The sequence below is a fragment of the Paenibacillus sp. FSL P2-0136 genome (assembly GCF_037975325.1).
In the GTDB taxonomy this organism is placed as follows: domain Bacteria; phylum Bacillota; class Bacilli; order Paenibacillales; family Paenibacillaceae; genus Paenibacillus_AQ; species Paenibacillus_AQ silagei.
On record NZ_CP150244.1, the window covers coordinates 6,990,216 to 7,014,190 of the forward strand.

The following is a 23,975-nucleotide window of genomic DNA, read 5'->3' on the forward strand; positions in this document are numbered from 1 at the left end:
GATGATGATTTCCTCTTGCTGCTCCCTGCTGATATGCTCGATGGAAATTTTGATAGGATCACCTGCGTTAATTCAGAATGGAAGGTCTACCGCCTAATTCATGTTCATGATAAGGGAATGGATCTCATGCGGCAAATATAATTTCTATGGGTACACAAAAGGCTGCCCTCCGGTGGACCGGTCGGACAGCCTTATATGCAATGTGAAACTGCCGGAAGTATGACATCTGCAGTCCTTACTCTAGCGCATTCGCCTACCTGTTATGATACCGCCCTCTAGGCACAACCAACGGGGAACCGGAGACCGGGTCAGGGATGACTGTGCTATCCAGTCCGAAGATCTCTTTGACCCGCCCGCTGGTGATGACCTCTGCGGGTGAACCCTCCGCCACCAGCCTGCCGGAATACAGCGCAAAGATATGGTCGGCATACCGGGCGGACAGGTTGATATCATGCAGGACCATCACAATGGTGGTTCCGTGCTTGCGGTTCAGATCGGTCAGCAGGTCCAGAATCTCCACCTGGTAAGTGATATCCAGGAAGGTGGTCGGCTCGTCCAGGAACAGGATGTCGGTCTGCTGGGCCAGGGCCATCGCAATCCAGACCCGCTGCTGCTGGCCGCCGGAGAGCTCATCGATATTACGGTTAGCGAATTCGGTAATATTCATAATCTCCATCGCTTCGGCCACGGCCTCGTAATCCTTCCGGGACCAGCCTCCAAGCAGGGACTGGTGGGGGAATCTGCCGCGTCCCACCAGATCGGCAACCGATATCCCTTCCGGCACAATCGGGGATTGCGGCAGCAGACCAATGACCCGCGCCAGCGCTTTGGCCGGAATATGCGAGATCGGCTTGCCGTCCAGCGTCACCTGGCCTGCGGTGTGCTTGATCAGTCGGGCCATGGTTTTGAGCAGGGTGGATTTTCCGCAGCCGTTCGCTCCGATAATCACGCTGATCTGCCGATCGGGGATCACCAGGTCTACCCCATGAATAATCGTCTTATTCTCATAGCCTGCTACAACCTGTTCAGCTCCAAATACATGTGCCTTGTTCATTATAACTCTCCCTTTCGATTCATGCGGATTAACAGGAAGATCAGATAAGGCGCTCCGAGTAATCCGGTAATGATGCCTACAGGGAATCTGTACTCAAAAGCAAATTGTCCAATCAGATCGGACGCCAGGACCAGATTCACGCCGACCAGACCTGCGGGGATGATGCTGGAAGCGCCGGTACCCACCAGTCTTTTGGCAATCGGCCCTGACAGGAAGGAGACAAACGCAATAGGTCCGGTAGTAGCCGTAGCCATCGCCACCATGCAGACAGAGCTGACAATCAGTGCAATTCGGGTCCGGTCGGTGCGGACTCCAAGCGAGGTAGCCGACTGCTCCCCCAGCTCCAGGATACTCAGATGCTTGCCCAGCAGGATGATGATTGGCGAACAGATCAGCACGATGATCACCAGTGGCGGAAGCTCGCGCATCTGTGAGCCGTTGAGACTGCCGGTCAGCCAGCGGACCGCTGAAGGGATGTCCTTCTCGGAGCCGATCAGCAGCAGGTAGGAGATCACGGCATCCAGCATTGCCTGAAGGCCGATTCCGATCAGTATTAAACGCCCGATGGAGAAAGTTCTTCCCCTGGAGAGCACGTAGATCAGCAGCACGGTGGCAAGGCCAGCGATTACCGAAGCAACAGAGACTACAGCTCCGCTGGCTTGAAGGATAACGATACAGTATACCGCCGCCGCACTCGATCCAGAGGTAATGCCAATGACATTCGGATTCGCCAGCGGATTGCGCAGCATCGTCTGGAAGGTGTACCCGGCAATGCCGAAGGCGAACCCGGCGAACAGACCCGCCAGCATCCGCGGCAGCCGGATCACATTCACAGCGAAGGAGACACCCTTCAGCTCTTCGCCGGAAAGTGCGCGGATGACCTCCGAAGCAGGATAGATGGTATTCCCTAGCAGCAGCATCGCGCAGCACAGTACACAGGCAAGTACGGCAAGCAGGCTGGTAACAATCAAGCCCCGGCGCTGTCTCTGACGTCTGCCCGCCATAATGAATTCAATCGTTTCATTTCTCATAAGGACCGCACTTTCGACTTCATCGCTAATAGAATCAGGATCGGTGCCCCTACAAAGGCTGTGACTACACCGACTTCAAGCTCTCCGGGGCTTCCAATCAGCCGGCCGCCTACATCGGAGACCGTGAGAATAATAGCCCCGGTGACCGCTGACATCGGGATCACGAACCGCAGGTCCGAGCCGAGGATCAGCCGGATTACGTGAGTGGACAAGAGGCCAATGAACCCGATAGGCCCGGCCAGTGCCGTCACTGCTCCGCATAATAATACCCCGGCCAGCGCTGCTATAAGCCGCAGTGTCCCTGTGCGGACCCCGAGGCCGGTCGCCACATCATCGCCCAGGGCCAGCGCATTCAGGGCCGGAGCTGTAATGAAGGCAATCAGCATGCCGATCAGCAGGAACGGAAGGAAGGTTGTAATGCCGCTCCAGGTCCCCGCACCCACGCTGCCCACCTGCCAGAACCGGAACTGGTCCATGACGTAAGCGCGCGGAATCATGATAGCGGTAACCAGAGAGGAGAGAGCCGCGCTGATGGCAGCACCCGCCAGAACGAGCTTAATGGGCGTGGCTCCGCCACGCCCCATCGAGCCGATTCCGAATACGAAGACCGCTGTAATTGCAGCTCCGGCTAAGGCTAACCATATATATTGGCCCGCAGTGCTTATGTTCAGGAAAGCAATTCCGCAGACCACGAACAAAGAAGCTCCCGTGTTCACCCCGAGGATGCTGGGATCGGCAATCGGGTTACGGGTCACCGCCTGCATCAATGCTCCCGATACGCCGAGCGCCCCGCCGCACATCAGGCTGAACACCGTCCGAGAGATCCGCTTGCGCACCACGTTTGCCCCATAGCTGTCCACTTCTGGACGGAAAAGCCCGTCCATCAGCTCATTCCAGCCTACATGACGGGCTCCCAGTACCAGTGAGGCAATGATGCACAGGACCAGCAGGACCATGCAGCTCACCAGCACCAGGATGAAATTCTTCGGCATATGCAATTTTAGCTTGTTATCGTCCGAGACCGGTGAACTCATCATTTTATTTTATCAATAGCTCCCCCAATTAAGGCAAGGTATTCATCAATCGTATACGCAATGGACAGCGGGTTCGGTGTTCCGGCAGCAACCAGCGGAGTATCACTGTCGATAAAAGCTACCGATCCCCGTTCAATGGCCGGGATTTTGCCGATCAGTGAATCTGCCTGAAGCGTCTTAAGCAATTCGGCATTGCCATAACCTACGATCAGATCTGCATCATACAGGGCTTCCACATTCTCGGAGCTTAAGCTGAGCGAGTAGCTGGTTGGGTCTGTAATCTGTTTGGTAATGCTCTCGGGATACGTCATGCCCAGCTCATACAGGAATGCGACCCGGGAGTCCACAGGTGTATAAATATGCAGTTTCGACAAATCCTCAGCAGAGAAATTGACCCAGACTACTTTTTTGCCGGCAATTTGCGGATATTTGCTCAGCTTGTCCTTAACCAGGGCTTCGGTGTCCTTGATGAGCTGCTCGCCTTCAGGCTTCATACCCATGCCTTCTGCGTTCAGCAGCACCTGCTCACGCCATGTCGTAGCCCAAGCAGCCGTCGGGTAAGCTACCACTGGAGCGATCTGGCTCAGGGTCTCATAATCTTCCTTCGTTAGGCCCGAGTACGCGGCCAGAATAACATCCGGGTTGGCGTCAGAGATTGCCTCGAAATCAAGACCATCGGTATCCTGGAACACATTCGGAGCGGTTACATTCAGCTCCTTGAGCTTATCAGCGGTCCAAGGCAGCAGCCCGCTGCCATCCTGCACACCGAAGTTCGCAGCCGAGAAGCCTACAGGGACAACGCCCAGAGCCAGAGCCACATCATGGTTAGCCCACTGCACAGTAACTACGCGTTCCGGCTTGCTTTTAATTACAGCTTCACCAAGCGCATGCTTGATGGTAATCGGATAGGTCACAGCATCCTGCGCCGCTGGTGCTTCTGTGCTTGCCGCTTCGCTAGTTGCAGCTGCTGTCGGTGCCGGGGTAGGTGAAGCAGCTGAATTCGACTGGTTGGAGGAACAGCCTGCGAGCACTATAGTTAGCGCTAATGGAATAAATAATGTCTTGAAAGAGAACTTTTTGGTACGGTTCATGTGTGGACCCTTCCTTATCTGAATAGGTTTTTTATACGATAATGAGAATCATTATCGATAAATATATACGTGTCTGGACAGGTTGTCAATGTACAATCTGGATTCCGCGCTCAACAAAAGCCCGCAAGCGGCACTAGTTACAGTGAGCCGCTTGCGAGCTTGGTCTAATCCTGGCCTCATATAGAAGGTTAACTTCCGTTCACAAAATCACATGCTCTTAGTCAACGTAATAGACTGATCGGCATTGCCCCATTGTACGTTCCAGCCCAGTAATTCGGTGATGAAACGAAGGGGAACTACGGTTCTGTTGTCGTCGTTCACAAAGACCTTGGCGCCGACGGATTTTCTCATGCCGTTGACTTCCATGAAGTCTTTGTTCATCCAGAATACCAGGGTGTCGCTGCCTGCTGTAATGGTAACCTGCTGCGCCTGCTTGTCCCATTTCACCTCTGCCCCGATCCCTTCACTCAGATAACGAAGCGGGATGTAGGTCATTCCGCTCCAGATGAACGGCTTAGTATCCATTTGAGTTACTTGTCCGTTAATGTTCAGGACGCCGCTGCCCACCTTCATCCAGACTTTCATCATGGAAGCAGGATCTGCTGGTGTTGCAGGTGCAGGTGCTGCTGCATCCTGGAACTTGTCGTTGAACTGCGTAACAATTGCATTGCCCAGCGCTTGGCCTACCCCGAACATCGTCTTGTAGCCCTCGCGGTTCGTCTTGTAAGAAGCGTCATAGTTGCCCGCTGCATATTGCGTAAGCATCTGCTGCACTTGATTCTCGTGGGTGGTCAATGCGGATTGTCCCGCTGACTTCGGCAGGTTGCCTGCTGTAGCCGAATCAAGGAAGGCTGCAAATTCAGTGGTGAAGCCTGCGATACGCGCTTCTACTGCCGCTTTTGCCGCTGCATCATTGTTCTTCACTGCCGCTGTGAAATCAGCCTGGGCATTCACATGATTCGTGACCCAGATCTTCTCGAAGGCCGCTGCCCCCTCTGCACCATAGATAGAAGCAATTGCTGCCTTGAAGTCTGCCGTATTCATGGCCTCGGCTGCAATCAGCGCATTGGAAGCGGCTCTTCCGTCATATTGCTCCTGCATTTGCAGGACGGACAGAGCAAAGTGTTCACCCGCTAACTGGTTGAGTGCGGATCTCAGATCAGCAGCTTTGGTATCTGCCTTGGTATTCTCGAATTTAGCAGGCATTTGCGTAGTAATCGCACTGGACAAGGCTTTGCTGATACTGAACATTTCTGCATAACCCTTACGGTAAGCTTCATACGCGCCCTTGTAGTCACCGGCTGCATAATCCTCGAACACTTCCTGGACATGGTTCTCATGACTGCGGATAACCTGCATCGCGGCAGCTGCCGGAAGCTTGCCCTCTGTTGCCGTGCCGAGGAAATTTCCGAACTCGTCTACAAAGCCGCTTACTTTATCTTCTGCAGCTTGGACGGCTGCGGTGTCCTTGTTCTTCGTCGCCTTCACCAGATCGTCGGTGTACTTGTTATGAGCGCGGAAAATCCGTTCAAATTCAGCTGCACCTGCATCACCGTAAAGTGAAGCAATGGCGGGCTGCATATCGAGCGCGTTCTGATCAAGCGCCTGGTAGGCCGCTGCCGCATCCTTAGTACCGTCATAAGCCTTTGTCATTGCGGTTACGGCAAGGGTGAAATGCTCGGAGAGCAAATAATCCAGGCCCGCTCTCAGCTCGGCTGCCGGTGTATTCACCGAAGCCTTCATCATTGTGGCTGCCGGGGCTGCCTCCGCACCTGCCAGCGCAGGTATCATCAGGGTCAAGCTTAACATCGGAACGACTAATTTCTTCATCTTCATCTCAATTCACTCCTTAGGTTGGGGTAATATGTGGTGTTCACGTTGCCTGTCTGCCTGTTTGTCTGTACATACACTGAAACGCAAGGGATTCAGGTTTGGATCACAATCCCGGCAAAAAAAATAAACACCACCCCAACCTTCGTCCCCCAACCCGCTTGTATCTCTAGCCGCGGCGCGGCTTACACCGCATTTTGCTCCCTCTGATCTACATCCGGCCCGCGCGTCTCCCGCTCAGATCATGCAAACGCAAAAAAGGCTGCCTGCCGGTTGCCAAACAACCGGTATAGGACAGCCTCTTCTCATAGCAGGCCCTGCCAGAGTATAACTGGCGGGCTTGTTCAACCAACAGTGATTAACCCAGCAACGCGCGTACGCCTTCACTCAGCGGGGTAAGCGGACGGTTCAGCAGCTTCACGAGGTCGCCGCTCTCGATATTCAGCGCGCCATCACGGATGGCTGCCTGAATGGCAACGACGATTGGCAGCGCCGCTTCCGGCACGCCTGCACCTGCCATAATCTTCGCATAGGCGGTGTCATCCACTTGCTGCACAGCAACCTCCTGGCCTAGAACCTCGCCGACCACTGCTGCCAGCTCTGCCTGGGTAAGCGGAGTACCGGACAATTCGTAGATGACACTCTCACGGCTCTCTCCAGCCAGAACAGCAGCCGCCGCTTCAGCATAATCACTGCGCGTAGCCCAGCCTACCTTGCCATCTTCGGCAGAGGTCAGCCATGGAGCGCCGGCCTTCACGGCCTGAATGGAGCCGACTTCGTTCTCCAGGTACCAGTTGTTGCGCAGGAAAGCATACGGAATGCCGGATTCACGGATGAACTCTTCTGTGGCACGGTGTACCGGTGCCAGGAACAGGGAGCTGTTATCGGCATCGCCTACACTGGTGTAGACGATGAAGCCTACACCTGCACGGACAGCTGCGTCTACAGCTGCCTTATGCTGGCGGATACGGGTGTCGTTGTCGCCGTCAGCCGAGACGATCAGCAGGCGCTCCACTCCGGCAAAGGCGGTGTCCAGCGTCTCCGGCTGATCGAAATCACCATGACGGACATCGACCCCGCGCGCCTTCAGGGCTTCTGCCTTCTCCGGGTTTCTGACACTGGCTACAATATTCCCAGCGGGTACGGTCTTCAGCAGAGTCTCTGCTACGATGGAACCAAATTTGCCTGTTGCTCCTGTTAATGCGATTGTCATCTCATATTCCTCCATTTGGGTTCTTGTATTTCAATCTCAGCTATAAGCTCTCGTTGACATCGGTGATCATCACTCATGTAACCATTGTAGTTACAAGTTGGCCGGATGTCAAATAGATTGTTCAAGATTCACCCCACCGTCTTGAAATAGCGGTAGATCTGCTCCAGCTTCTTGCTATGCTTCCCCTTCTTGCTCTCCATGTTACCGAATTCGAAGAACTTCACCTTACGGATGCCCACGTAGTTGAACAGGGCTTTGCGCATCAGTATCTTATGCGAGTTCCCCAGCCACAGCAGCGGGTAGTGGGTCGGCCCCTTCATGCTGGAGATGCAGATCACGCTCTTCCCCTTGAGCAGCCCCTCCGGCAAAAGTCCGCCCTTATCCCGGTAGGCGAAGCCCGATGCAAACATCCGGTCGATGTAGCCCATCAGCATCGCCGGAGGGCGTCCCCACCAGATCGGATAGACCAGAACGATCTGATCGGCCCACAGCAGCTGCTCCCTGTACTCTGCCAGCTCCGGTTCCCGGTACATATCCCGTCTGCGCCGATTCTCATTGAACACCAGGACCGGATCGAATCCGGCCTCATACAGATCAAGCACCTTCACTTCCGTAATCTTCGCATTCTCCTTGCTGCCGCGCAGCACTTCCTCCAGGAAGGCGTAGCTCAGGCTCTTATGGTTCGGATGGGTGTAGATCACAAGTGTATTCATCAGTGGTATTCCCCTTTAGTTGTCATTTGATAACAAAAACATACCACAGCCGCAAAATACTTGTCAAATGATAATTGTTTTTTGATAATTATTCTGCTATTGTGACCTCTGAGGTGATCTTATGGACAACAACCATCTATTCCAGAAATTCATAGCCTTCACTGCCGCCGTCCATCAAATAACGAACGATATTTCCAAAGATGTCAATTCGGACGGCTTAACGCCGCTGCAATATAAGATTGTTGAATACATCGCCGTCAGCCAGCCTGTTACGCTCAGCGAGATCAGCGACTGCATGAACATGTCGATGCCCAATACGAGCCGGGAGCTGAAGAAGCTCAGCGAAAAAGGGTTATGTACCCGCATCACCGACCCCGCTGACCGCCGCAGGCAAGGCATTACACTCTCCGCCGCAGGCGAGGCGTTGATGAATGAGGCCTTCGGACAGATCGCTGTCCGGTTCGAGCAGCGGATTGCCGCCCTGAGCGCTGAGGAACGCAAAGAGACCGAGCGGGCGCTCGATCTCTTGCAGCAGAAGGTATTTTATTTGAGCTGAGGATACATCCTCTCTCCATACATGAGCGGTTATTTCACAGCGACGCCCTTCCGGGAATCTCCGCAGGGATCTCTTCCTTCCGCCGGATGAAGAAGGACAGAATCAGTGCAACCACTGCGGCTCCTGTGGTGACCATAGAAGCGACATTCATTCCATGAATTAAGCTATGGACATCGCCCGTCTGTTTCAGGCCACCGCCGCTGTAGGTCATGATCGTCACAAGCAGCGCTGTCCCGATGGAACCGGCGACCGTCCGCAGCGTAGTGTTCACGGGAATCCCGTGGCGGATCAGGGCAGGCGGCAGGGAATTCATTCCGCTGGTGACGACGGGCAGCAGGGTCAGGCTGACACCGACCATCCGCAGTGAATAGCCAACCATCAGGAACGTATAGGACGTATGCTCCGTCAGATTGGAGAACAACAGTGCAGAGATGACCGTCAGGCTGATTCCGGTGATTACCATCGTTCTGGCACCTATTTTGTCAAAAATCTTCCCAGCGATAGGGGACATAATACAGATCAGAATCGCACCGGGAAGCAGCATCAGACCCGACTTCAGCGCGGTGTAGCCAAGCATGGTCTGCATATAGAGCGGCAGCAGGAGCTGCGCGCTCAGCATGATAATCATCAGGATCATACTGATTACAGTAGCCAGGGTAAAAGAGGGACTGGTGAACACCCGCAGCTCCAGCAGAGGATTCTCCATCGTTAACTGCCGCCAGACGAAGAGGCCGAGCGCAATGAAGCCTACTGCGAGGGAGATCAGCACCTCGGTGCTCCCCCATCCTTTGCTGCCGGAGACGCTGAAGCCATACAGCACGCCGCCGAAGCCGAGCGAGGACAACGTCATGGATAAAGCGTCGGCCTTGCTTTTTACCTGTGGCGTAACGTTCTTCACGAGAAATACCCCAAGGAGCGTAAGCAGCAGCGAGCAAGGAGCCAGAATATAGAACAGTAGCCGCCAGGAATGATCCTCCACGAGCCAGCCGTTCAGCACAGGTCCGATAGCCGGAGCGAAATTAACCGCAAGTCCGATCATTCCCATCGTGAACCCCCGCCGGGCAACCGGGATCAGGATGAACGTCAGTGTCTGCACCAGGGGGAGCATGATGCCCACTCCAACCGCCTGCACAATTCTTCCCGTAAGCAGCAGGCCGAAGCCCGGGGAGACCGCACACAGAAGCGTTCCCGCAGTCAGCATCCCCATCGCAAAGACGAATACCTGCTTGGTGGTGAACCGCTGAATAAGATAAGCTGTAATCGGAACCACAATCCCCGTCACCAGTGCAAAAGCGGTCGTTAACCACTGCACAGTGCTCGCAGACAACCGGAACTCACCCATAATGTTCGGCAGCGCCGTATTCAGCGAGGATTGATTCAATAGCCCTGCCATTGTCCCGATAATTAGAATAGCCATGATAAGGATCGTGCCCTTCGGTGCCTTTTCCATTTCTGTTCCCCTCCACTAATTAAAATCTGCAATAATAAAACTCTGCAATTCCACCCGACTTAGGTCTGGTCGGCATACCTCCACCAGGCAAGCGTGCCTATGAGGCCAACAGCGCCGGTTAGAAACGGAAGCATATGGCTAACCGTCTCCAGATGTGTGCTCTCCTCTCCCGATGCACCGCTGAGCAGTCCGGGAATGGCCCACGGAATATACTCTACAATGCCCAGCGCCCCGCCGAACTGAGCGATCACAATAGTGAGCAGGACAATGCCCAGGGGATACAGGAAACCGCGTCCGATACAAGCCATCCACGCTACAGGGATGCTCAGAACAATCACCATGAGACAGATCTGTGCGTACCCGCTGAAGCCCTGAACAATGACTCCCAGACTCCATCCGTCCAAGCCGGTAAGCCATGCCGTGATGCACCCAGATATGAACATGAACAAGGATAGAACTTCACATAATAACGTAGCAACAACGATCTTTGCAGCGGCCACCCCATACCGGGACAGCGGCAGGGCCAGCAGATCCTTCACCGTGCGGTCGGAATATTCCCGGCCGAAGCTCCAGCTGTACACGAACCCGAAGCCGATCAAGCCTCCCATGGAGACGACAATTCCCAGCTCCTTCAGAAATCCTGCCATATTGATCTCACCCTCAAAGGCGCTCTGGGAGCCAATGGTCCCGGAGAACACCAGCCCGATCATTACCGGCACCAGGATGCTGACCACAAGCGATATCACGAACAGCCTGGAACGGCGAAGCTTCAAGACCTCCACCCACAGGGCCGATAGCCATTGATTCATGGTCTCACTCCTCCTTCAGATCCAATGACTCTTAGAAAATAATGCTCCAAATCCTCTTCCTCCACCTGAATCAGCGTAGGCGGCATATCCGCATACACCAGCAGCTTGGAGATGTAATCCGGGTTCGTTACGGCACGTTCCTCCTGAAGCAGCAGTGTGCCCTCTGCATTCTGCTGCACCACATAGCCTGCCTGAGTAAGTCTGCTGCGGGCACTTGCCGGATCGCGGGTCTCTACCCGCAGACTCCTGCGGAGCAAGGGATGAAGATCCTTCACATCCGTCTCTTGCAGCAGCTTCCCTTGATGCACGATGCCAATTCTGCTCGTCAGCCTGGAGACTTCGCCAAGAATATGGCTGGAGATAAAAATCGTCACTCCCTGATCTGCCGCAAGCTCCCGGAGCAGTTCCCGTACCTCCACAATCCCCGCCGGGTCCAGCCCGTTCGTCGGCTCATCCAGAATCAGCACCTGCGGATGATGCAGCATGGCCTTGGCGAGGCCCAGCCGCTGCCCGTTACCGAGGGAGAGCGTCCCGGCCTTACGGTCCCGGTAAGCGGTAAGCTGGAGCCTGTCGATGATACTGTCAATGGCAGAGCGGTCCGGGATACCCCGCAGCCTGCGGATAATCTCCAGATTCTCGCGGACCGTAAGCTCAGGATAGGAGTAGGGGGTTTCGACCATGTACCCTACCTCCGCCCACAGCTTATGGCTGCCCGCATCGACGCGCCGTCCGAACAGGTAGGCCGACCCGGAATCGGGGCGGATCATGCCCAGGAGCATGCGGATGGTTGTAGTTTTGCCTGCTCCGTTCAGCCCAAGGAATCCGTAGATTTCGCCCTGGTTCACCTCGATCGACAGCCGATCCACAGCATGATGGCTGCCGAAATGCTTGGTTAATCCTTCTGTCTGAATGATTGCGTTCATCATCATCACTCCTATGCTTCATTTAAAACTAACTAGTTGTTTATATTTATCCCAAAGAAACAGCCGCCCTTACAGTAAAGACGGCTCCATAACGCCATGGATAATAAATTGTGTGATCTGACGGGTGGTCTGCTCTCTAATCTGCGGAGAGTCCAGACTGCCGAACAAGTGCTCAAATCTTGAAGAAGACTGCAGTGTCATTGCAATTACGTTCATGACTAGCATCGGAAAGAGCGCGGGGTCCAGATCCTGACGGAGAATTCCGTTCCTCTGGGCGGCCAGAGCAATCTCATGCATCTGAGGGTCATCATCCGGACGATAGGGAATCTGATTCCAGATCTTCCAGCCCTCTGCAGCTTCCCAAAACAGGATTCTCAGGTAACTCCGGTGCTCCAGCAAGAAGGAGACCGTCTGACGGGTCCAGTACTCCACGAAGTTTTTGAATGCAGCCGGGTCCTTTAGTAGCTGCTCATCCTTCAGCAACTCGCTGATGAACGAGCCGGTGATCTGTTCGCTAATCTGGTCAGCCCGCTTGACCACTTCCGTATATAGCCCTAGCTTGTCGCCATAATACTGATAGATCAGGCTTTTGTTATACCCGGATGCTTTCGCAATGGCATCGATCCGTGCTGCGGAGTAACCGGATTCGGCAAAAATCTCCTCCGCTGCATCCAGAATAATCGCCCGGGTGCGGGCGGCGTCGTATATTTTGGTGCTGCGTTTGCCCCCTGTTGTGGTTATGGTTTCCGCCTCCTTATTTCTAACTAACTGGTTGGATTATAATCTGTATTCTGGCGGACGTCAAGCGCAACTCCTGCAGCCTTGTCTGATCCTCGTTACCAACAATTGGCACAAAACCAATTCACACCAATCGCGTCTAACTGGAGAGAGTTAAATCTATCCATAAGGTGATGAATCCATGACAACAAGAACGACTATGCTGCTGTCTCTGCTTGGACTGGCCCTGACCGCTACGGCGGGCGGTTATGCCCATGCAGATGCAGCACCCTCACCCAAGTCCATCTCCATCTACCTGGACGGGCAGCAGCTCCAGCCGGAGACTCAGCCACTCAACATCAGCGGGACTGTACTGGTTCCCATGCGCGGGCTGTTTGAAGCCCAAGGTGCTGAGCTCTCCTGGAACAATGCAAGCAAGACGGTAACTGCCGTCAAAGGCGGCACTGCACTCACCTATACCTTAGGCTCGTCCACAGCTCTGCTGAACGGGAAGACCGCTCAGCTGGCAGTACCGGGACAACTGTCGCAAGGCTACAGTATGATTCCTCTGCGCTTCGTTAGTGAAGCACTGGGCAGCCAAGTAAACTGGGAGCCGGCTTCGGGCTCCGTCCTTATCTCCTCGGCGACCGCCTATGAGACCTCAGTCACCTGGGGAGTCAACCTGCGCAGCACCCCGGATGCCGGGAGCAGCACCACTAGCCTGGGCCTGCTGCCCGCCGGCAGCAAGGTTCATGTCATCCGTGAGGTTGATGCCCTCTGGCTGGAGGTGCGGACCGCAGATCATGTGAGAGGATATGTATCTTCCAAGCCGAAATTCACGGATTACAGAAGTCCTTCCCTGCTGCAGAAGCAAGGGGAAGCCCTGATTGCCTCAGGTAAAAAATACCTGAATACCCCTTATGAATTCGGCGCTTCTCCTGACCAGACAGATACGTTCGACTGTTCTTCTTTTGTGAAGCGTGTATTCGGGGATACGCTTGGGATTGAGCTTCCCCGCGTCTCTTATGATCAGGCACAGGAAGGCCGGAAGGTTGGCGTGGGCGAGCTGCGCACCGGAGATCTGCTGTTCTTCACCGCCAGGGGTCTCGACATCGGACATGTAGCCATCTATGCCGGAAATAACCGGATCCTGCATACCTACTCCAAGGAGCAGGGTGTACATATGGAGGATTTCAGCAGTAAGTGGAAGCAGCGGTTTGTTACCGCGCGGCGGATTCTATAGCGGGGAGAGTTGGCGGACCGGAACCTGCTGCCTGCCGGGCAGCGGACTTCCGGTCCTGCTTCATGCTATGCCTTGCGCACAAACTCCGATTTCAGCTTCATTGCGCCGAACCCGTCGATTTTGCAATCGATATCATGGTCACCATCCACCAGCCGGATATTCTTCACCTTGGTGCCTATCTTCAGAACGGACGAGCTGCCTTTGACCTTGAGATCCTTAATCACCGTTACAGTGTCCCCGTCAGCCAGTACATTTCCGTTAGCATCCTTAACTACCTTCTCTTCTTCACCGCTTGCACTTCCTGCATCCAAAGACCACTCATGTCCGCATTCCGGGCAGACCAGAAGCGCTCCGTCCTCATAGGTGTACACAGAGCTGCACTGCGGGCAATTTGGCAATTCATTCATGATTTCATTTCTCCATTCCTGCTTAAGCATGTTTATAGGGATAAGTCTGTCTAAGTTTAACATATAACTTGATTAAACTCAGTTATTAAATTAATATCTAATTAGATAGTTATTTAATAATAAGGTGGGATTATTATGATTCAGTTAGAAGCTGTTACCGACCCGCTGTCTCAGGAGAGTCTTGAGATACAAGCCTCCATCCTGAACTCACAGCCTGAATTCAATCTGATGGTGGAGCATAAGTCATACCTCGAACCGCTGGAGCTGCAAGAAGAGAACCGTAAGAACCTCGCCATGGGTGAAAAAATGCTGTACATCAAGTTCCGTAATCGCGTCGCCGGCCTACTCACTTATCTCCCAGACTACGGCCCGGATCACTATCCCTGGATTGGTCTCCTGGTAATTCACCGGCAATATAGCCGGCAAGGGTTAGGGAATGCTGCTGTGCATGAACTGGAGAGAAAATTCCAGCAACAGGGTACACAAGCCGTCAGACTGGCTGTCCAGCTCGAGAATAAGGCCGGGGAGATGTTCTGGACTCTGAACGGATATGGCCGGATCAGAAGTGCTACCGATAACCATGGTAACCAGGTGGATGTCTACGAGAAGCGGTTTGGATGAGCAGTGAAAGTGGTAATAATTAGAAAATAGTTTGTATATGTTGTAAATCATCGTGGAGGAGTGAATGAGGACATGAATGAATCGGAATCGGAGCACAGCAGCAGCCATTCTGCCGCAGACACCAGGGAGCATCCAGCGCTTGCCGCCGAGGCAGTAGACGCGATCGAGAACCTGTCCGGTGTCCATCCCGGATACCGCCGCGCCCATGCGGCGGGAGTCTGCTGCCGCGGCTTCTTCCGGCCGAGCGGACTGGGGAAGGAATTCACGGAGGCGGAGCACCTTCAGGAGCAGCAGGTAAATGCCATTATCCGCTTCTCGGGCAGCTCGACTGATCCGGCACTTGCGGACCTGCTATCCCCTGCCAAGGGGATGGCTGTCCAGTTCATCCTCCCGGATGGCGGGGTTACGAATCTGGTTGGAGTGACCGTGCCTGTCTTTTTTGCGCGGACCCCGGAGTCCTTCATCGACATTATACAGATGGCCCACAGGCTGCGGACCGGGACACTTGGACCGATTGAGCTGATGAAGGAAATTGTCAGCCACTTCAGCGAGAGCAAAGAGGCTCTGCTCGCGGTGCGGCGGCTCAAGCCGCCTGCCAGCTACGCCGAATGTCATTACCACTGCATACATGCTTATGTGCTGGTGAATGCAGAAGGCAGGCAGCAGCCTGTCCGGTTCGAATGGGTTCCAGAGACGGGCATGCGGACACTGACGCTGGAAGAGGCTGCGCAGCAGCCGGACCGCTATCTGGAGGATGAGCTGGAGCTGCGCTTCAAGGATGAGCCGGCTATCTTCCAACTGGTCGCTGTTCTTGGAGAGGAAGGCGATGCTACGGATGATCCTACCCGTGCCTGGCCGGAGGACCGCCGCAGAATCGATCTCGGGCGGCTGCATATTTCAGAGATCTACCCCGATCCGACATATCTGCTCATGGACCCTACGATCCTTACAACCGGTATGCTCCTCTCGGATGATCCGATTCTTAAGTTCCGCAGTGCGGCCTACGCCGAATCTTATGGGCGGCGGATTGAAGGAAGATAGCTGCTGCCTGCTGCGGCATATGTCGTTCAGCGCCAAAGGGACACTGCGCCCTTTGGCGCTTTTGATTCAAACGCTATACTTAGTTGGTTAATGGATATTAATCCGGTTACAAGAGAGAGGAGTGCAGTATGCAGCAGGCCATGATCATCATGAACCCGTCGTCCGGCAAGGCAGAGGCGCGGGATTATATTAGAGCAGCGGAAGAGGTGCTGCAAGGCGCAGGATATCAGGTTACCGTCCAGGAGACCGCAGGGGAAGGAGATGCAACCGCCTTCTGCCTCCAGGCCTGCGCCGAGTGCTATGATCTGGTGGTTGCCATTGGAGGAGACGGAACGCTCCACGAGACGATGAACGGCCTCACAGATCAGCAGCACCGCCCTAAACTTGGCATTGTGCCAATGGGCACCGTCAATGATTTTGCCCGCGCGCTACAGATTCCGCTTGTCCCTGAAGAGGCAATTCAGAGCCTGGCTTCGCCCCGGACCCGAAGAGTCGATATGGGCCGGCTGAATGACCAGCTGTTCGTCAATGTGGTGGCCGCAGGCTCTCTGGCAGGCTCCCTCTCCTCGGTTAGCTCCGAAGACAAGAGCCGGCTCGGGTTCCTTGCTTATCTAAAAGAGGGCATTAAGGAGCTGGCCAGCAATACTGCACATACCCTGACGATTACTCACGACGGTGAGATCTGGGAAGGCTCCTCCCCGCTGTTCATTGCTGCACTGACGAATTCCGTGGGCGGCTTCGAGAAGCTTGCCCCTGCTGCCGCCGTAGATGACGGCCTGCTCCATTGCTTCATCGTCAAGGACCTGCACCTGCTGAATTCCGTTACGGTCAGCATCTCCCTGCTGCTCGGCAATCTGCGGAATCATAAGGATGTCATCTACTTTACAGCCAAGGAGGTCTCCGTCCGCTCCACCGAGCCGGTACAGACGAATGTGGACGGCGAGCAAGGTCCGCCGCTGCCGATCCGCTTAAGCACCATTCCGCGCCACATTCAGGTCGTGGTGCCGGAGGACTGAGCAGCTCGGGCGCCTCAGGTGCTCCAGGCTACAGAATACAGACATCCGGGAGAAGCCTCTTCTTTAGCTGATTCCGTGCAGCTCTGCGAAGTCCTCACCAAGTGTCCATTCCAGACGTCTGACCCATTCACGCTGCACCTCCTTAGGCGCGATCTGCAGGCGGTGCAGGATATTCCATACCCTGTACAGACTCGCCGCCTTCATCTGCTGCGGCGTGAAGGATAACGGGTTAACAGACAGATAGCCCTGCATGAAGGCAGTATTGAGCAGCACGGATTGTACGGGATAATGGTGCTTCGTGAACCAGCAGACCCAGGCTACATCATTCAGCGGGCTGCCCCATTCCGCCCATTCCCAGTCCAGCACATGCAGCAGATCATCGGCTTCACAGAGCAGATTATGTACTCCGTAATCGCCATGGGTCAGGACCCACGGAAGCTCCCCGGCCTCCGCCGCAGACAGAAAGTGAAGCGACTGTCTGCCGAGAGCGGCGGGAACGAATTCCAGCTTCTGAACCATCTGACTCAGTGCAGACCTGTTGCTGAGCCGGATCTCTGTCTCTTGCGGCTGATAAGGGCGGGAATGAATCTGGGCAGCCAGCAGCTGCCCCATTCTGCTGTAGATCCGCTCGGCTCTTGTCCAGTCCCTGGCATCCAGAACGGACTGGGCGTTCCCGCCCTGCATGCAGTCCATGATGATGATGCGCTTCCCGTCCATCTCCGTCACCTCATGCACCACCGGGGTATCACAGCTTCCCTGCACCAGCCGCATTACATGAACCTCATTGAGCGTATCTTTATTGGACAGATTTGTTATTTTGGCTACAAGCGGCGGCTCGGCCCCCGCCATCAGATAGGTTAGATTCGTATATCCCCCTGTCAGCCGTTCCAGCCGGCAGGCATATCTTGCTTCCAGACCTCTGATGATGTTCTCAATCATGATATGAATCCCTCTCTTTTCCCTTCAGTAGACCCTATGCCAAGTGGAAACGACTTTGCCATCCTTTTAGGGACGGCACCGTTTCAGCGAGAAATAGAAGGATAAGTTATCGTGTGCAACATATAAATCCTTATATTTCAAGAATATCACATGCTCCATTTCATTACAGATTAAGCTATTCTGCACAAGCAGATCTATGCTGCGGCCCTCACTGTACGTATGACAAAGAGACCGGCGGGAGAATCCCGGCCAGTCTGCTTGAGCCATGCCTCATAGCGGTCTCCTGCACAGCCAATGCCTGCCCTGGAAGGGGCTTATGCTTGTGGCCTGGCCGGGACGTACAGCTTGTGGATCAACACCATTTGACCTATATGATAGGCATTATGAGTTGCCGCATTGCTGATGATCTCCCACCATGCAGCCGGTACCGGGAAGCCGTTCACCTGCTCCTCCAACCCTTCCTCAGACAGCAGGCTCTGCCAGTTCAAGAGCGTCTGCAGCAGCCTTCCGCGCAACTCACTAAACGCAATATCTGCCGGAAGCCTGAAGCTGAGGTTATTATCCTTAACCGGAGGCACAGCGTCCATATGCCCCTTGCGGTACCGGCTCTGCCAGGCTTCATTCCAGTACAGCAAATGCTGGGTAAGCTCAGCTATGCTGCTGACTCCTTCACCGGGCTTCCAGAACGCTTCCTCCTCGGTCACGTTCTCCACAGCCTGCATATAGGGAAGATGCCAGCTGGGGTCGTTGGCCCCGGCCAGCAATTGATTGGCAAGCACATCCTTGGCATGAACCATTGCCTCACTCTCCTCTTCTTCGCATTCCGTTATATTTGAAGTGAAGCCCCCTTTCCCTACCGGGAACGAGGGCTTCTCTACTGGCTGGAGGGCTTGTATTCGCTCAGCTTGCCGTAATAGACCAGATGCAGCCGGTCGCTCTGCCGGAAGTCATCCGGGGTGACGAGCGCAGGCAGCTTGTTCCACAGCTTAATGCCGGAGCGCTCCAGAATCTCGGCAACGAACTGTGAGCAGAAATAGGAGTTGCTGAACTCCACCGGCTCCTTCAGTGCAATGCCGATGACGCCGAGGATATTGTAGAGATACTTCTGGCGGCTGCGGATGAAGACCTGGAGCACCCGCTTCATTTTCTCAACCTCACGGTCCGTGACCTGAAGCTCGTAGATGACGCAGGTCGTCTCCGGGTATTTGCTGTAGGTGCCTGTGCGGATATCCTCCTTCACGAACCCGCCGTTCAGCGGATTGGCCGGATGCTTCCTTCCAAAACTATATAGCTCTGAGAGCTCCCGGTTAAACGAGATCGACGCATGGTTATACGGCGCTTTGGTATAGCCCTGAATGAGCTTCGTGAACAGCGTTCCCGTATTGGTGAGCATGATGTACACCGATGGATCTGCTGACATTTACAATATTTCCCCTTATCAAGTCGGTTGTTTTGCTTCATAATAAGCTGGACGCTCTGTCTATTTTAGCATAAAATTCCTATATTGAAATGATACCCGAGACAAGTTGGTGATTGTATTGAACCGTTCTTTATTCACACTAGTTCTGATCTTTGCAGCTCTATCGGTGATCCATGTGCTGTATCTTGTAGTCAGCAAATTACAGAAGGACAAAGATTATACCGGAATAGGCTTCCGTATCCGAACCTGGTGGGGCATGCTGTTCATCTTCTGCCTGGCTACCCTGTCCAACTCTGTCGTGTCCCTACTGTCCCTGATGGTTCTGAGCTTCTTCGCCCTCAAGGAATACTTCTCCATGATCCGCACCCGAAAAGCAGACCGAAGGCTGTTCCTCTGGGCTTATCTGTCCATTCCGCTGCAATTCTACTGGATCTACATCGAATGGTACGGGATGTTCATTATCTTCATTCCAGTCTATGTGTTCCTGCTGCTGCCGATTCCCCGGCTGATTAACAAGGGGACGCTCGGCTTCCTGCGCGGTGTCAGCGCGGTGCAGTGGGGACTGATGCTGATGGTCTTCGGGCTTAGCCATCTGGCCTATTTCCAGTTCGCCACGCCGGAATACGGCGCAGGGCTGGTTCTCTTCCTGGTGGTGCTGACCCAGCTCAATGATGCCGTGCATTATCTGGCCTCGCTCTACATCGGCAAGCACCGGATCGTCCCGACCGCGAATCCCCATCTGACTTGGGAGGGCTTCGTCTGCGCGTTCGCGGTGACAACAGCCGTCTCTTACCTGATCTATTCTCATCTTACACCGCTGAATCCGGCCTTTGGCTATCTCTCCGGTATGCTGATCAGTCTCAGCGGCTTCTTCGGCAGCCTGACAGTCTCCGTCCTGAAGCGGGATCTGCTGATCGGGGACGATGACAAATTCGCTGCCCTTAAGCAAAGCTATCTGAGCCGCGTAGACAGTCTTGCCTACACCGCACCGGTATTCTTCCATGTCATCCGCTACTATTTCGACTTCATGTAGCCGCTGATCACACTTATATTTGTACAAAAGCAGAGACTATCCGCTAATGGATAGTCTCTGCTCTGCTGGACCGCTTAATTCGTGCTTGTACCTGCACTGTCTGGAGCTGTAGTGCCCGCATCGGCTGGCTTCGTGGTACCCGCATCGGCCGGCTTCGTAGTACCAGCGTCCGCAGGCGGCGTTCCTCCCTCTCCGCCTGGTCCGCCTCCGGCTCTGTTGCCTCTGCCGCTGCCGAAGCCTCCGCCTCCCGGCCCGCCCATCCCGCTTCCGCCTGTGGTTACACCCGATGCATTCACCCATGTCACCGTACTGGCGATGTCAAAAGCAACGAATTTGCTGCCCCCGCTGTATGTCCCGCCGGTATACAATCCATCTGCTGCTGTTCCGGTAGAGCTGCCGCCGGTATAGACGGTATAAGAGCCGTCCATAAGCTCTGGAGCGCTGACCACTACGGTCTGGAAGCTCTTCGCCGGAGCAAAGGTCAGAATGGCATTACCATCAGCGTCTTCCAGATGAACCATGGTTCCTGCCTGCTGAGTAGCTGCGAACTCCACGCTTACTGAATACTGGCCGGAGTCCTCTCCCGGAGCCTGTGCCATGCCGGAAGCGCCTGCGGCTACCAGGAATCCGCCTGTGATGTTGAAGGCCCCGTCATAATCCAAGGCTCCGTTGCCGGAGTTCTCGGGGCCATTCACAATGACGGTGCCTCCGGTCATAGTTACCGAGCCGTTGGAGTCCAGACCATCGCCTGCGGCATCTACAATCAAGGTGCCGCCGCTGATGGTCAGCAGGTTGCTGCCGGTGCTGCTGAACGAATCCTGAGCCTGCGTTCCTGCTGCCGTATTAGTATCGTTGCCTCCAGCCACATTTACGCCATCGTCTGTAGCTGTCACATGGATCTCACCGCCGGATATGGTGATGTCCGCCCCTTCTATCCCTTCATAGCTCCGCGTAATATTGACGGTGCCGCCCGATATCGAGACCAGAGCATCGGCGTGAATCCCGTCATCCCCTGTAGCGATCTGGAATTCCCCATCCGTTACAGAGAGGCTGCTGTTGCTGTGCAGCGCATCATCTGCGGCATCCACTGTGAAGCTTCCGCCGTTCACCGTCAGGTCGCCGCCTGCCTTAATCCCTTTGGCGCTGACGGATTCTGTCTCCGCCGCTGCTGTGGTGTCTGTCTCCGCCGCTGCTGCGGTGCCACTCTCCGCTGCTTGGGGCTGGTCAGCAGCCGGCGCAGCATCCATCGCAGGCGGCGTACCCCCTTCTTCCCCGGGAGCAGGGAAGGCTCCACCCTCCGGACGCTGGCCGAAGCCGCCGCCCATTCCCGGCCCTCCCTGGTCGCCGGTCTTCACTTCGGCATTCACATAGCCGCCGCCAGTCACCAGTGTATACGTCCCGCCGTCGATGACAGCAGCGGTCTCCGCCTGAATCCCGTCATTACCGGCCGTAATGTCGAAGGTTCCGGCGGCAATAGCGATGAAGCCCTTGGCGGCATCCTTGTCATTCGTTGATTTGATGCCGTCGCCCTCTGCATGAATTGTAATACTACCGTCCTGTATAGCTACCAGATCCTTACCGACAATACCGTCATCTGCTGCCTGCACTTCGATGGTGCCGGACATGATTTTCAGATCATCCTTGCCGGTGATGCCGTCGTTATAGTTGCCGGTTACCGTCAGCTTGCCGGTGCCGTTAACCGTCAGGTCTGCTTTGCTGAAGACCGCCGCGCTTGGCTCATCCTCAGCCCCGTCTCCGAATACATAGGCGGCTCCATCCGTCACACTGTTATCCGTCCCTTCCTGCAAGGTGATGACCACTTTGCCGGCTTCCTTGATGTAGACCGGAGCATTATCGCTGTCCGTCAGATGAGCGCCATTCAGCACCAGCCTTACGGTCCCTTTGGCCTGCTCATCTACGATAATCCGGCCGTCACTCAGTGTGCCGCTAAGCACATAAGTTCCTGCTTCCGTAATGGTTACTGTGCCTTCTTGCGCTGTGGCGCCTGCACCGTCTACCACAGCAGCAGTGCCAGCCAGAGTTATAGCAGTCGAATCTGCTGCCGTCCAGGCGGTTACAGCATCCTCTTCCTCCCAAGTCACAAGATCCGCCGCCTTCACACTTGCCAGCTGCACAGCGGCAGAGGAACTGCTCTGCACAGCCGCAACTGATGTACCCGCGTTGTTACTTGTATCTGATGGCGTAGCAGCTTTTGCACTGCATGCCGACATGACTGCGGCGCATAGCAGCACCAGTCCTATTTTGCTAGCTGTTAATCCGTTCTTCATCAGTCATCATTCCCTTCCTGTAGCGGATTAGTATTCATTCATGACAGGTGCCATGGTTAGTGAGAGATCAAGGTTCCCGTTACGTGTGCGGATGGCGTCCAGCAGCTCCTTCTGGCTCGTCTGCTCATCAATCGTTACTTCGTAGACCAGCTCATACAGGCTGCCCAGCTCCGTGGTTCTGATCTTCTTCAGCTCGTAGGCAACTTTGAAGGTATTGAAGACCTCCGCGAAGGCCTCCTCATAGCCCAGGTTCTCAGGGATCGTTACCTTCAGTGTCTTGTGCATCGACTTCTTAAGTCCAAAGCCTGTACGGTTAAGCAGGACCATCAGAGCGCAGAGGATAAGGGTGAAAAAGACCGCGTAACCAAAGGCCCCTACCCCGCAGGCCAGCCCGGAGGCCATAGTGAACAGAACGAAAGTGATATCCTTCGGATCACCGGGGGCGCTGCGGAACCGGATGATCGAGAAGGCGCCCGCCAGGCTGAAGGCCCGGGCCACATTGCTGCCGATAAGCAGGATGATGATCGCTACAATCGCCGGCAGCAGAACCATGGTCAATGTGAAGCTCTGCGAGTATCCGGCGGGGCTCGTCTTCATGTAGGTGAAGCTGATTAGCCCGCCGAGGATAATGGCAATGACGATGGTTAAGGCAGCATTCGTGAACGTTAGTTCCGAAGTAGACTCCGCTACGGCAAAAATCGAATCAAGCATATAGAACACTCTCTCTTTCTGATTGGCTGTTTCGCAGCATCTTTTTATATTCGTTGCCGTATTTGGAGAAGCTGGTGCGGTACATCTGATGCTCCGACAGCATCCTGGCGAGCCAGACCGGTATGGTCTTCTCGGCCTTCACTTCCATCAGCCATTGCCCCGGCTCCAGCAGCTCCTCGCCATAGACGCCGTGCTCCATCTTCAGATCATACCGGCGGCAGCGGATGTTGGTGTCGAAGGTGATGCGCAGGTCCCTGTTATTTTTACAGAACATGGCTTTGCGGTCATAGGACAAATACAGCTTCGGCTCCAGCTCATAGCGGGTCAGCAAGTACTTGATCTCCTCAATCACCTGCTTGTTCATATAGCTCTCGAATTCAGGCTCTCTGCCGCTCTCGATGAACGCATAGGCCTCTTTCAGCGTCAGTGAGGTTCTCCTCTTGTTGACCAGACCCAGCACCTTCTTCTTGATCTCCAGATAGACTCTGGTGTCGCCTTCAGGAATGCCGTAGGCTCTGATGCGGAGCTTCTCCTTGTATTTCGGCTTCGCCAGGCTGCTGCGGATCAGTGAGTTCTGAGGGGTGTCGTAGTACAGATTGGTGATAGAATAAAATTCGTGCTGCTTGTTGTAAGCATCGGGCTCCATATATTCCAGCAGTTCGTAATAGAGCTTCAGATAAGATTCGTGGTCGAACAGATACTTGTTCTCGTAGCGGTTGAAGACCTCGATCGCCATAGGGTTCAGATCCTTTCGGGTGAGTATGGGGTGCGCTTGCTTATGAATGTATCTTAGCCCCCGAACCTTTAATGAATCTTAAATGGATTAAGGTTGATT

Annotated in this window: 24 protein-coding genes; 6 read left to right on the plus strand and 18 right to left on the minus strand. The window is 54.6% G+C overall.

Annotated elements, in window-relative coordinates; genetic code table 11:
* Nucleotides 1-253: 253 nt before the first annotated feature.
* The 7 genes from NYE26_RS29770 to NYE26_RS29800 all read right to left on the minus strand — a co-directional run bounded on the left by NYE26_RS29770 (nt 254) and on the right by NYE26_RS29800 (nt 7,966).
* Entirely contained in the window at nt 254-1,054 is an 801-nt protein-coding gene (locus tag NYE26_RS29770) for an ABC transporter ATP-binding protein (RefSeq protein WP_339252217.1), read from the minus strand.
* Nucleotides 1,054-2,085 carry an iron chelate uptake ABC transporter family permease subunit gene (locus NYE26_RS29775; RefSeq protein WP_339252219.1) on the minus strand — a complete coding sequence of 344 codons (1,032 nt, stop codon included), beginning with the start codon at nt 2,083-2,085 and terminating at the stop codon, nt 1,054-1,056. The genes NYE26_RS29770 and NYE26_RS29775 overlap by 1 nt, the downstream gene beginning before the upstream one ends.
* Complete coding sequence (locus NYE26_RS29780; RefSeq protein ID WP_036722784.1) at nt 2,082-3,122, minus strand: iron ABC transporter permease; 1,041 nt, start codon at nt 3,120-3,122, stop codon at nt 2,082-2,084. The genes NYE26_RS29775 and NYE26_RS29780 overlap by 4 nt, the downstream gene beginning before the upstream one ends.
* Entirely contained in the window at nt 3,119-4,210 is a 1,092-nt protein-coding gene (locus tag NYE26_RS29785; RefSeq protein WP_036722785.1) for an iron-siderophore ABC transporter substrate-binding protein, read from the minus strand. The genes NYE26_RS29780 and NYE26_RS29785 overlap by 4 nt, the downstream gene beginning before the upstream one ends.
* A 207-nt stretch (nt 4,211-4,417) precedes the next feature.
* Nucleotides 4,418-6,046, minus strand: a complete 1,629-nt coding sequence (locus tag NYE26_RS29790) for a copper amine oxidase N-terminal domain-containing protein (RefSeq protein WP_036722788.1) — start codon at nt 6,044-6,046, stop codon at nt 4,418-4,420.
* 352 nt (nt 6,047-6,398) lie between these two features.
* Nucleotides 6,399-7,253 carry an SDR family oxidoreductase gene (locus tag NYE26_RS29795; RefSeq protein ID WP_036722790.1) on the minus strand — a complete coding sequence of 285 codons (855 nt, stop codon included), beginning with the start codon at nt 7,251-7,253 and terminating at the stop codon, nt 6,399-6,401.
* Nucleotides 7,254-7,381: 128 nt separating this feature from the next.
* Complete coding sequence (locus NYE26_RS29800; RefSeq protein ID WP_036722791.1) at nt 7,382-7,966, minus strand: NAD(P)H-dependent oxidoreductase; 585 nt, start codon at nt 7,964-7,966, stop codon at nt 7,382-7,384.
* Between the two features lie 121 nt (nt 7,967-8,087).
* Here NYE26_RS29800 and NYE26_RS29805 point away from each other — a divergent pair, with 121 nt between their 5' ends.
* A complete protein-coding gene (locus NYE26_RS29805; protein WP_036722792.1) occupies nt 8,088-8,522 on the plus strand; it encodes a MarR family transcriptional regulator in 435 nt (144 codons plus the stop codon).
* A 34-nt stretch (nt 8,523-8,556) separates the two neighbouring features.
* Here the strand turns inward: NYE26_RS29805 and NYE26_RS29810 are convergent, their stop codons facing one another.
* From NYE26_RS29810 to NYE26_RS29825, 4 genes are all read right to left on the minus strand, one after another.
* Complete coding sequence (locus tag NYE26_RS29810) at nt 8,557-9,972, minus strand: DHA2 family efflux MFS transporter permease subunit (protein WP_339252223.1); 1,416 nt, start codon at nt 9,970-9,972, stop codon at nt 8,557-8,559.
* A 59-nt stretch (nt 9,973-10,031) separates the two neighbouring features.
* Nucleotides 10,032-10,781, minus strand: coding sequence for an ABC transporter permease (locus NYE26_RS29815; protein ID WP_339252225.1), 750 nt, complete (start codon nt 10,779-10,781; stop codon nt 10,032-10,034).
* Nucleotides 10,778-11,704, minus strand: a complete 927-nt coding sequence (locus NYE26_RS29820) for an ABC transporter ATP-binding protein (RefSeq protein ID WP_339252227.1) — start codon at nt 11,702-11,704, stop codon at nt 10,778-10,780. The genes NYE26_RS29815 and NYE26_RS29820 overlap by 4 nt, the downstream gene beginning before the upstream one ends.
* Before the next feature lie 69 nt (nt 11,705-11,773).
* Entirely contained in the window at nt 11,774-12,244 is a 471-nt protein-coding gene (locus NYE26_RS29825) for a hypothetical protein (RefSeq protein WP_339252229.1), read from the minus strand.
* Between the two features lie 379 nt (nt 12,245-12,623).
* On the opposite strand from NYE26_RS29825, the gene NYE26_RS29830 reads away from it, so the two are divergent.
* A complete protein-coding gene (locus tag NYE26_RS29830; RefSeq protein WP_339252231.1) occupies nt 12,624-13,664 on the plus strand; it encodes a stalk domain-containing protein in 1,041 nt (346 codons plus the stop codon).
* Nucleotides 13,665-13,729: 65 nt separating this feature from the next.
* Here NYE26_RS29830 and NYE26_RS29835 read toward each other — a convergent pair whose 3' ends face one another.
* On the minus strand, nt 13,730-14,071 hold the full coding sequence (locus NYE26_RS29835; RefSeq protein WP_339252233.1) for a zinc ribbon domain-containing protein YjdM: 342 nt from the start codon (nt 14,069-14,071) through the stop codon (nt 13,730-13,732).
* Between the two features lie 135 nt (nt 14,072-14,206).
* Here NYE26_RS29835 and NYE26_RS29840 point away from each other — a divergent pair, with 135 nt between their 5' ends.
* The 3 genes from NYE26_RS29840 to NYE26_RS29850 all read left to right on the plus strand — a co-directional run bounded on the left by NYE26_RS29840 (nt 14,207) and on the right by NYE26_RS29850 (nt 16,749).
* Nucleotides 14,207-14,692 carry a GNAT family N-acetyltransferase gene (locus NYE26_RS29840; RefSeq protein WP_339252235.1) on the plus strand — a complete coding sequence of 162 codons (486 nt, stop codon included), beginning with the start codon at nt 14,207-14,209 and terminating at the stop codon, nt 14,690-14,692.
* Nucleotides 14,693-14,764: 72 nt separating this feature from the next.
* Nucleotides 14,765-15,733 (plus strand): catalase family peroxidase, encoded by a 969-nt coding sequence (locus NYE26_RS29845; RefSeq protein ID WP_339252237.1) that lies wholly within the window; start codon nt 14,765-14,767, stop codon nt 15,731-15,733.
* Between the two features lie 128 nt (nt 15,734-15,861).
* Nucleotides 15,862-16,749, plus strand: coding sequence for a diacylglycerol kinase family protein (locus NYE26_RS29850; protein WP_339252239.1), 888 nt, complete (start codon nt 15,862-15,864; stop codon nt 16,747-16,749).
* Between the two features lie 63 nt (nt 16,750-16,812).
* On the opposite strand, the gene NYE26_RS29855 is transcribed toward NYE26_RS29850, so the two are convergent.
* The 3 genes from NYE26_RS29855 to NYE26_RS29865 all read right to left on the minus strand — a co-directional run bounded on the left by NYE26_RS29855 (nt 16,813) and on the right by NYE26_RS29865 (nt 19,108).
* Nucleotides 16,813-17,688, minus strand: coding sequence for a phosphotransferase (locus NYE26_RS29855; RefSeq protein WP_339252241.1), 876 nt, complete (start codon nt 17,686-17,688; stop codon nt 16,813-16,815).
* Nucleotides 17,689-18,002: 314 nt separating this feature from the next.
* A complete protein-coding gene (locus NYE26_RS29860; RefSeq protein ID WP_339252243.1) occupies nt 18,003-18,485 on the minus strand; it encodes a DinB family protein in 483 nt (160 codons plus the stop codon).
* Between the two features lie 77 nt (nt 18,486-18,562).
* The gene (locus NYE26_RS29865) at nt 18,563-19,108 is read right to left on the minus strand and encodes a hypothetical protein (protein ID WP_036691837.1); all 546 of its coding nucleotides are present in this window, start codon (nt 19,106-19,108) and stop codon (nt 18,563-18,565) included.
* A 118-nt stretch (nt 19,109-19,226) separates the two neighbouring features.
* Here NYE26_RS29865 and NYE26_RS29870 point away from each other — a divergent pair, with 118 nt between their 5' ends.
* Nucleotides 19,227-20,141 (plus strand): phosphatidate cytidylyltransferase, encoded by a 915-nt coding sequence (locus NYE26_RS29870; protein WP_036722812.1) that lies wholly within the window; start codon nt 19,227-19,229, stop codon nt 20,139-20,141.
* 74 nt (nt 20,142-20,215) lie between these two features.
* Here the strand turns inward: NYE26_RS29870 and NYE26_RS29875 are convergent, their stop codons facing one another.
* Genes NYE26_RS29875 through NYE26_RS29885 form a run of 3 tightly spaced genes read right to left on the minus strand, consistent with a single transcriptional unit; the run spans nt 20,216 to nt 23,876 of the window.
* Nucleotides 20,216-22,429 (minus strand): carbohydrate-binding domain-containing protein, encoded by a 2,214-nt coding sequence (locus tag NYE26_RS29875; protein WP_339252246.1) that lies wholly within the window; start codon nt 22,427-22,429, stop codon nt 20,216-20,218.
* Between the two features lie 27 nt (nt 22,430-22,456).
* The gene (locus tag NYE26_RS29880; RefSeq protein ID WP_339252248.1) at nt 22,457-23,140 is read right to left on the minus strand and encodes a DUF4956 domain-containing protein; all 684 of its coding nucleotides are present in this window, start codon (nt 23,138-23,140) and stop codon (nt 22,457-22,459) included.
* Nucleotides 23,133-23,876, minus strand: coding sequence for a polyphosphate polymerase domain-containing protein (locus NYE26_RS29885; protein ID WP_339252250.1), 744 nt, complete (start codon nt 23,874-23,876; stop codon nt 23,133-23,135). Before NYE26_RS29885 ends, NYE26_RS29880 begins: the two co-directional genes overlap by 8 nt.
* Nucleotides 23,877-23,975: the final 99 nt, after the last annotated feature.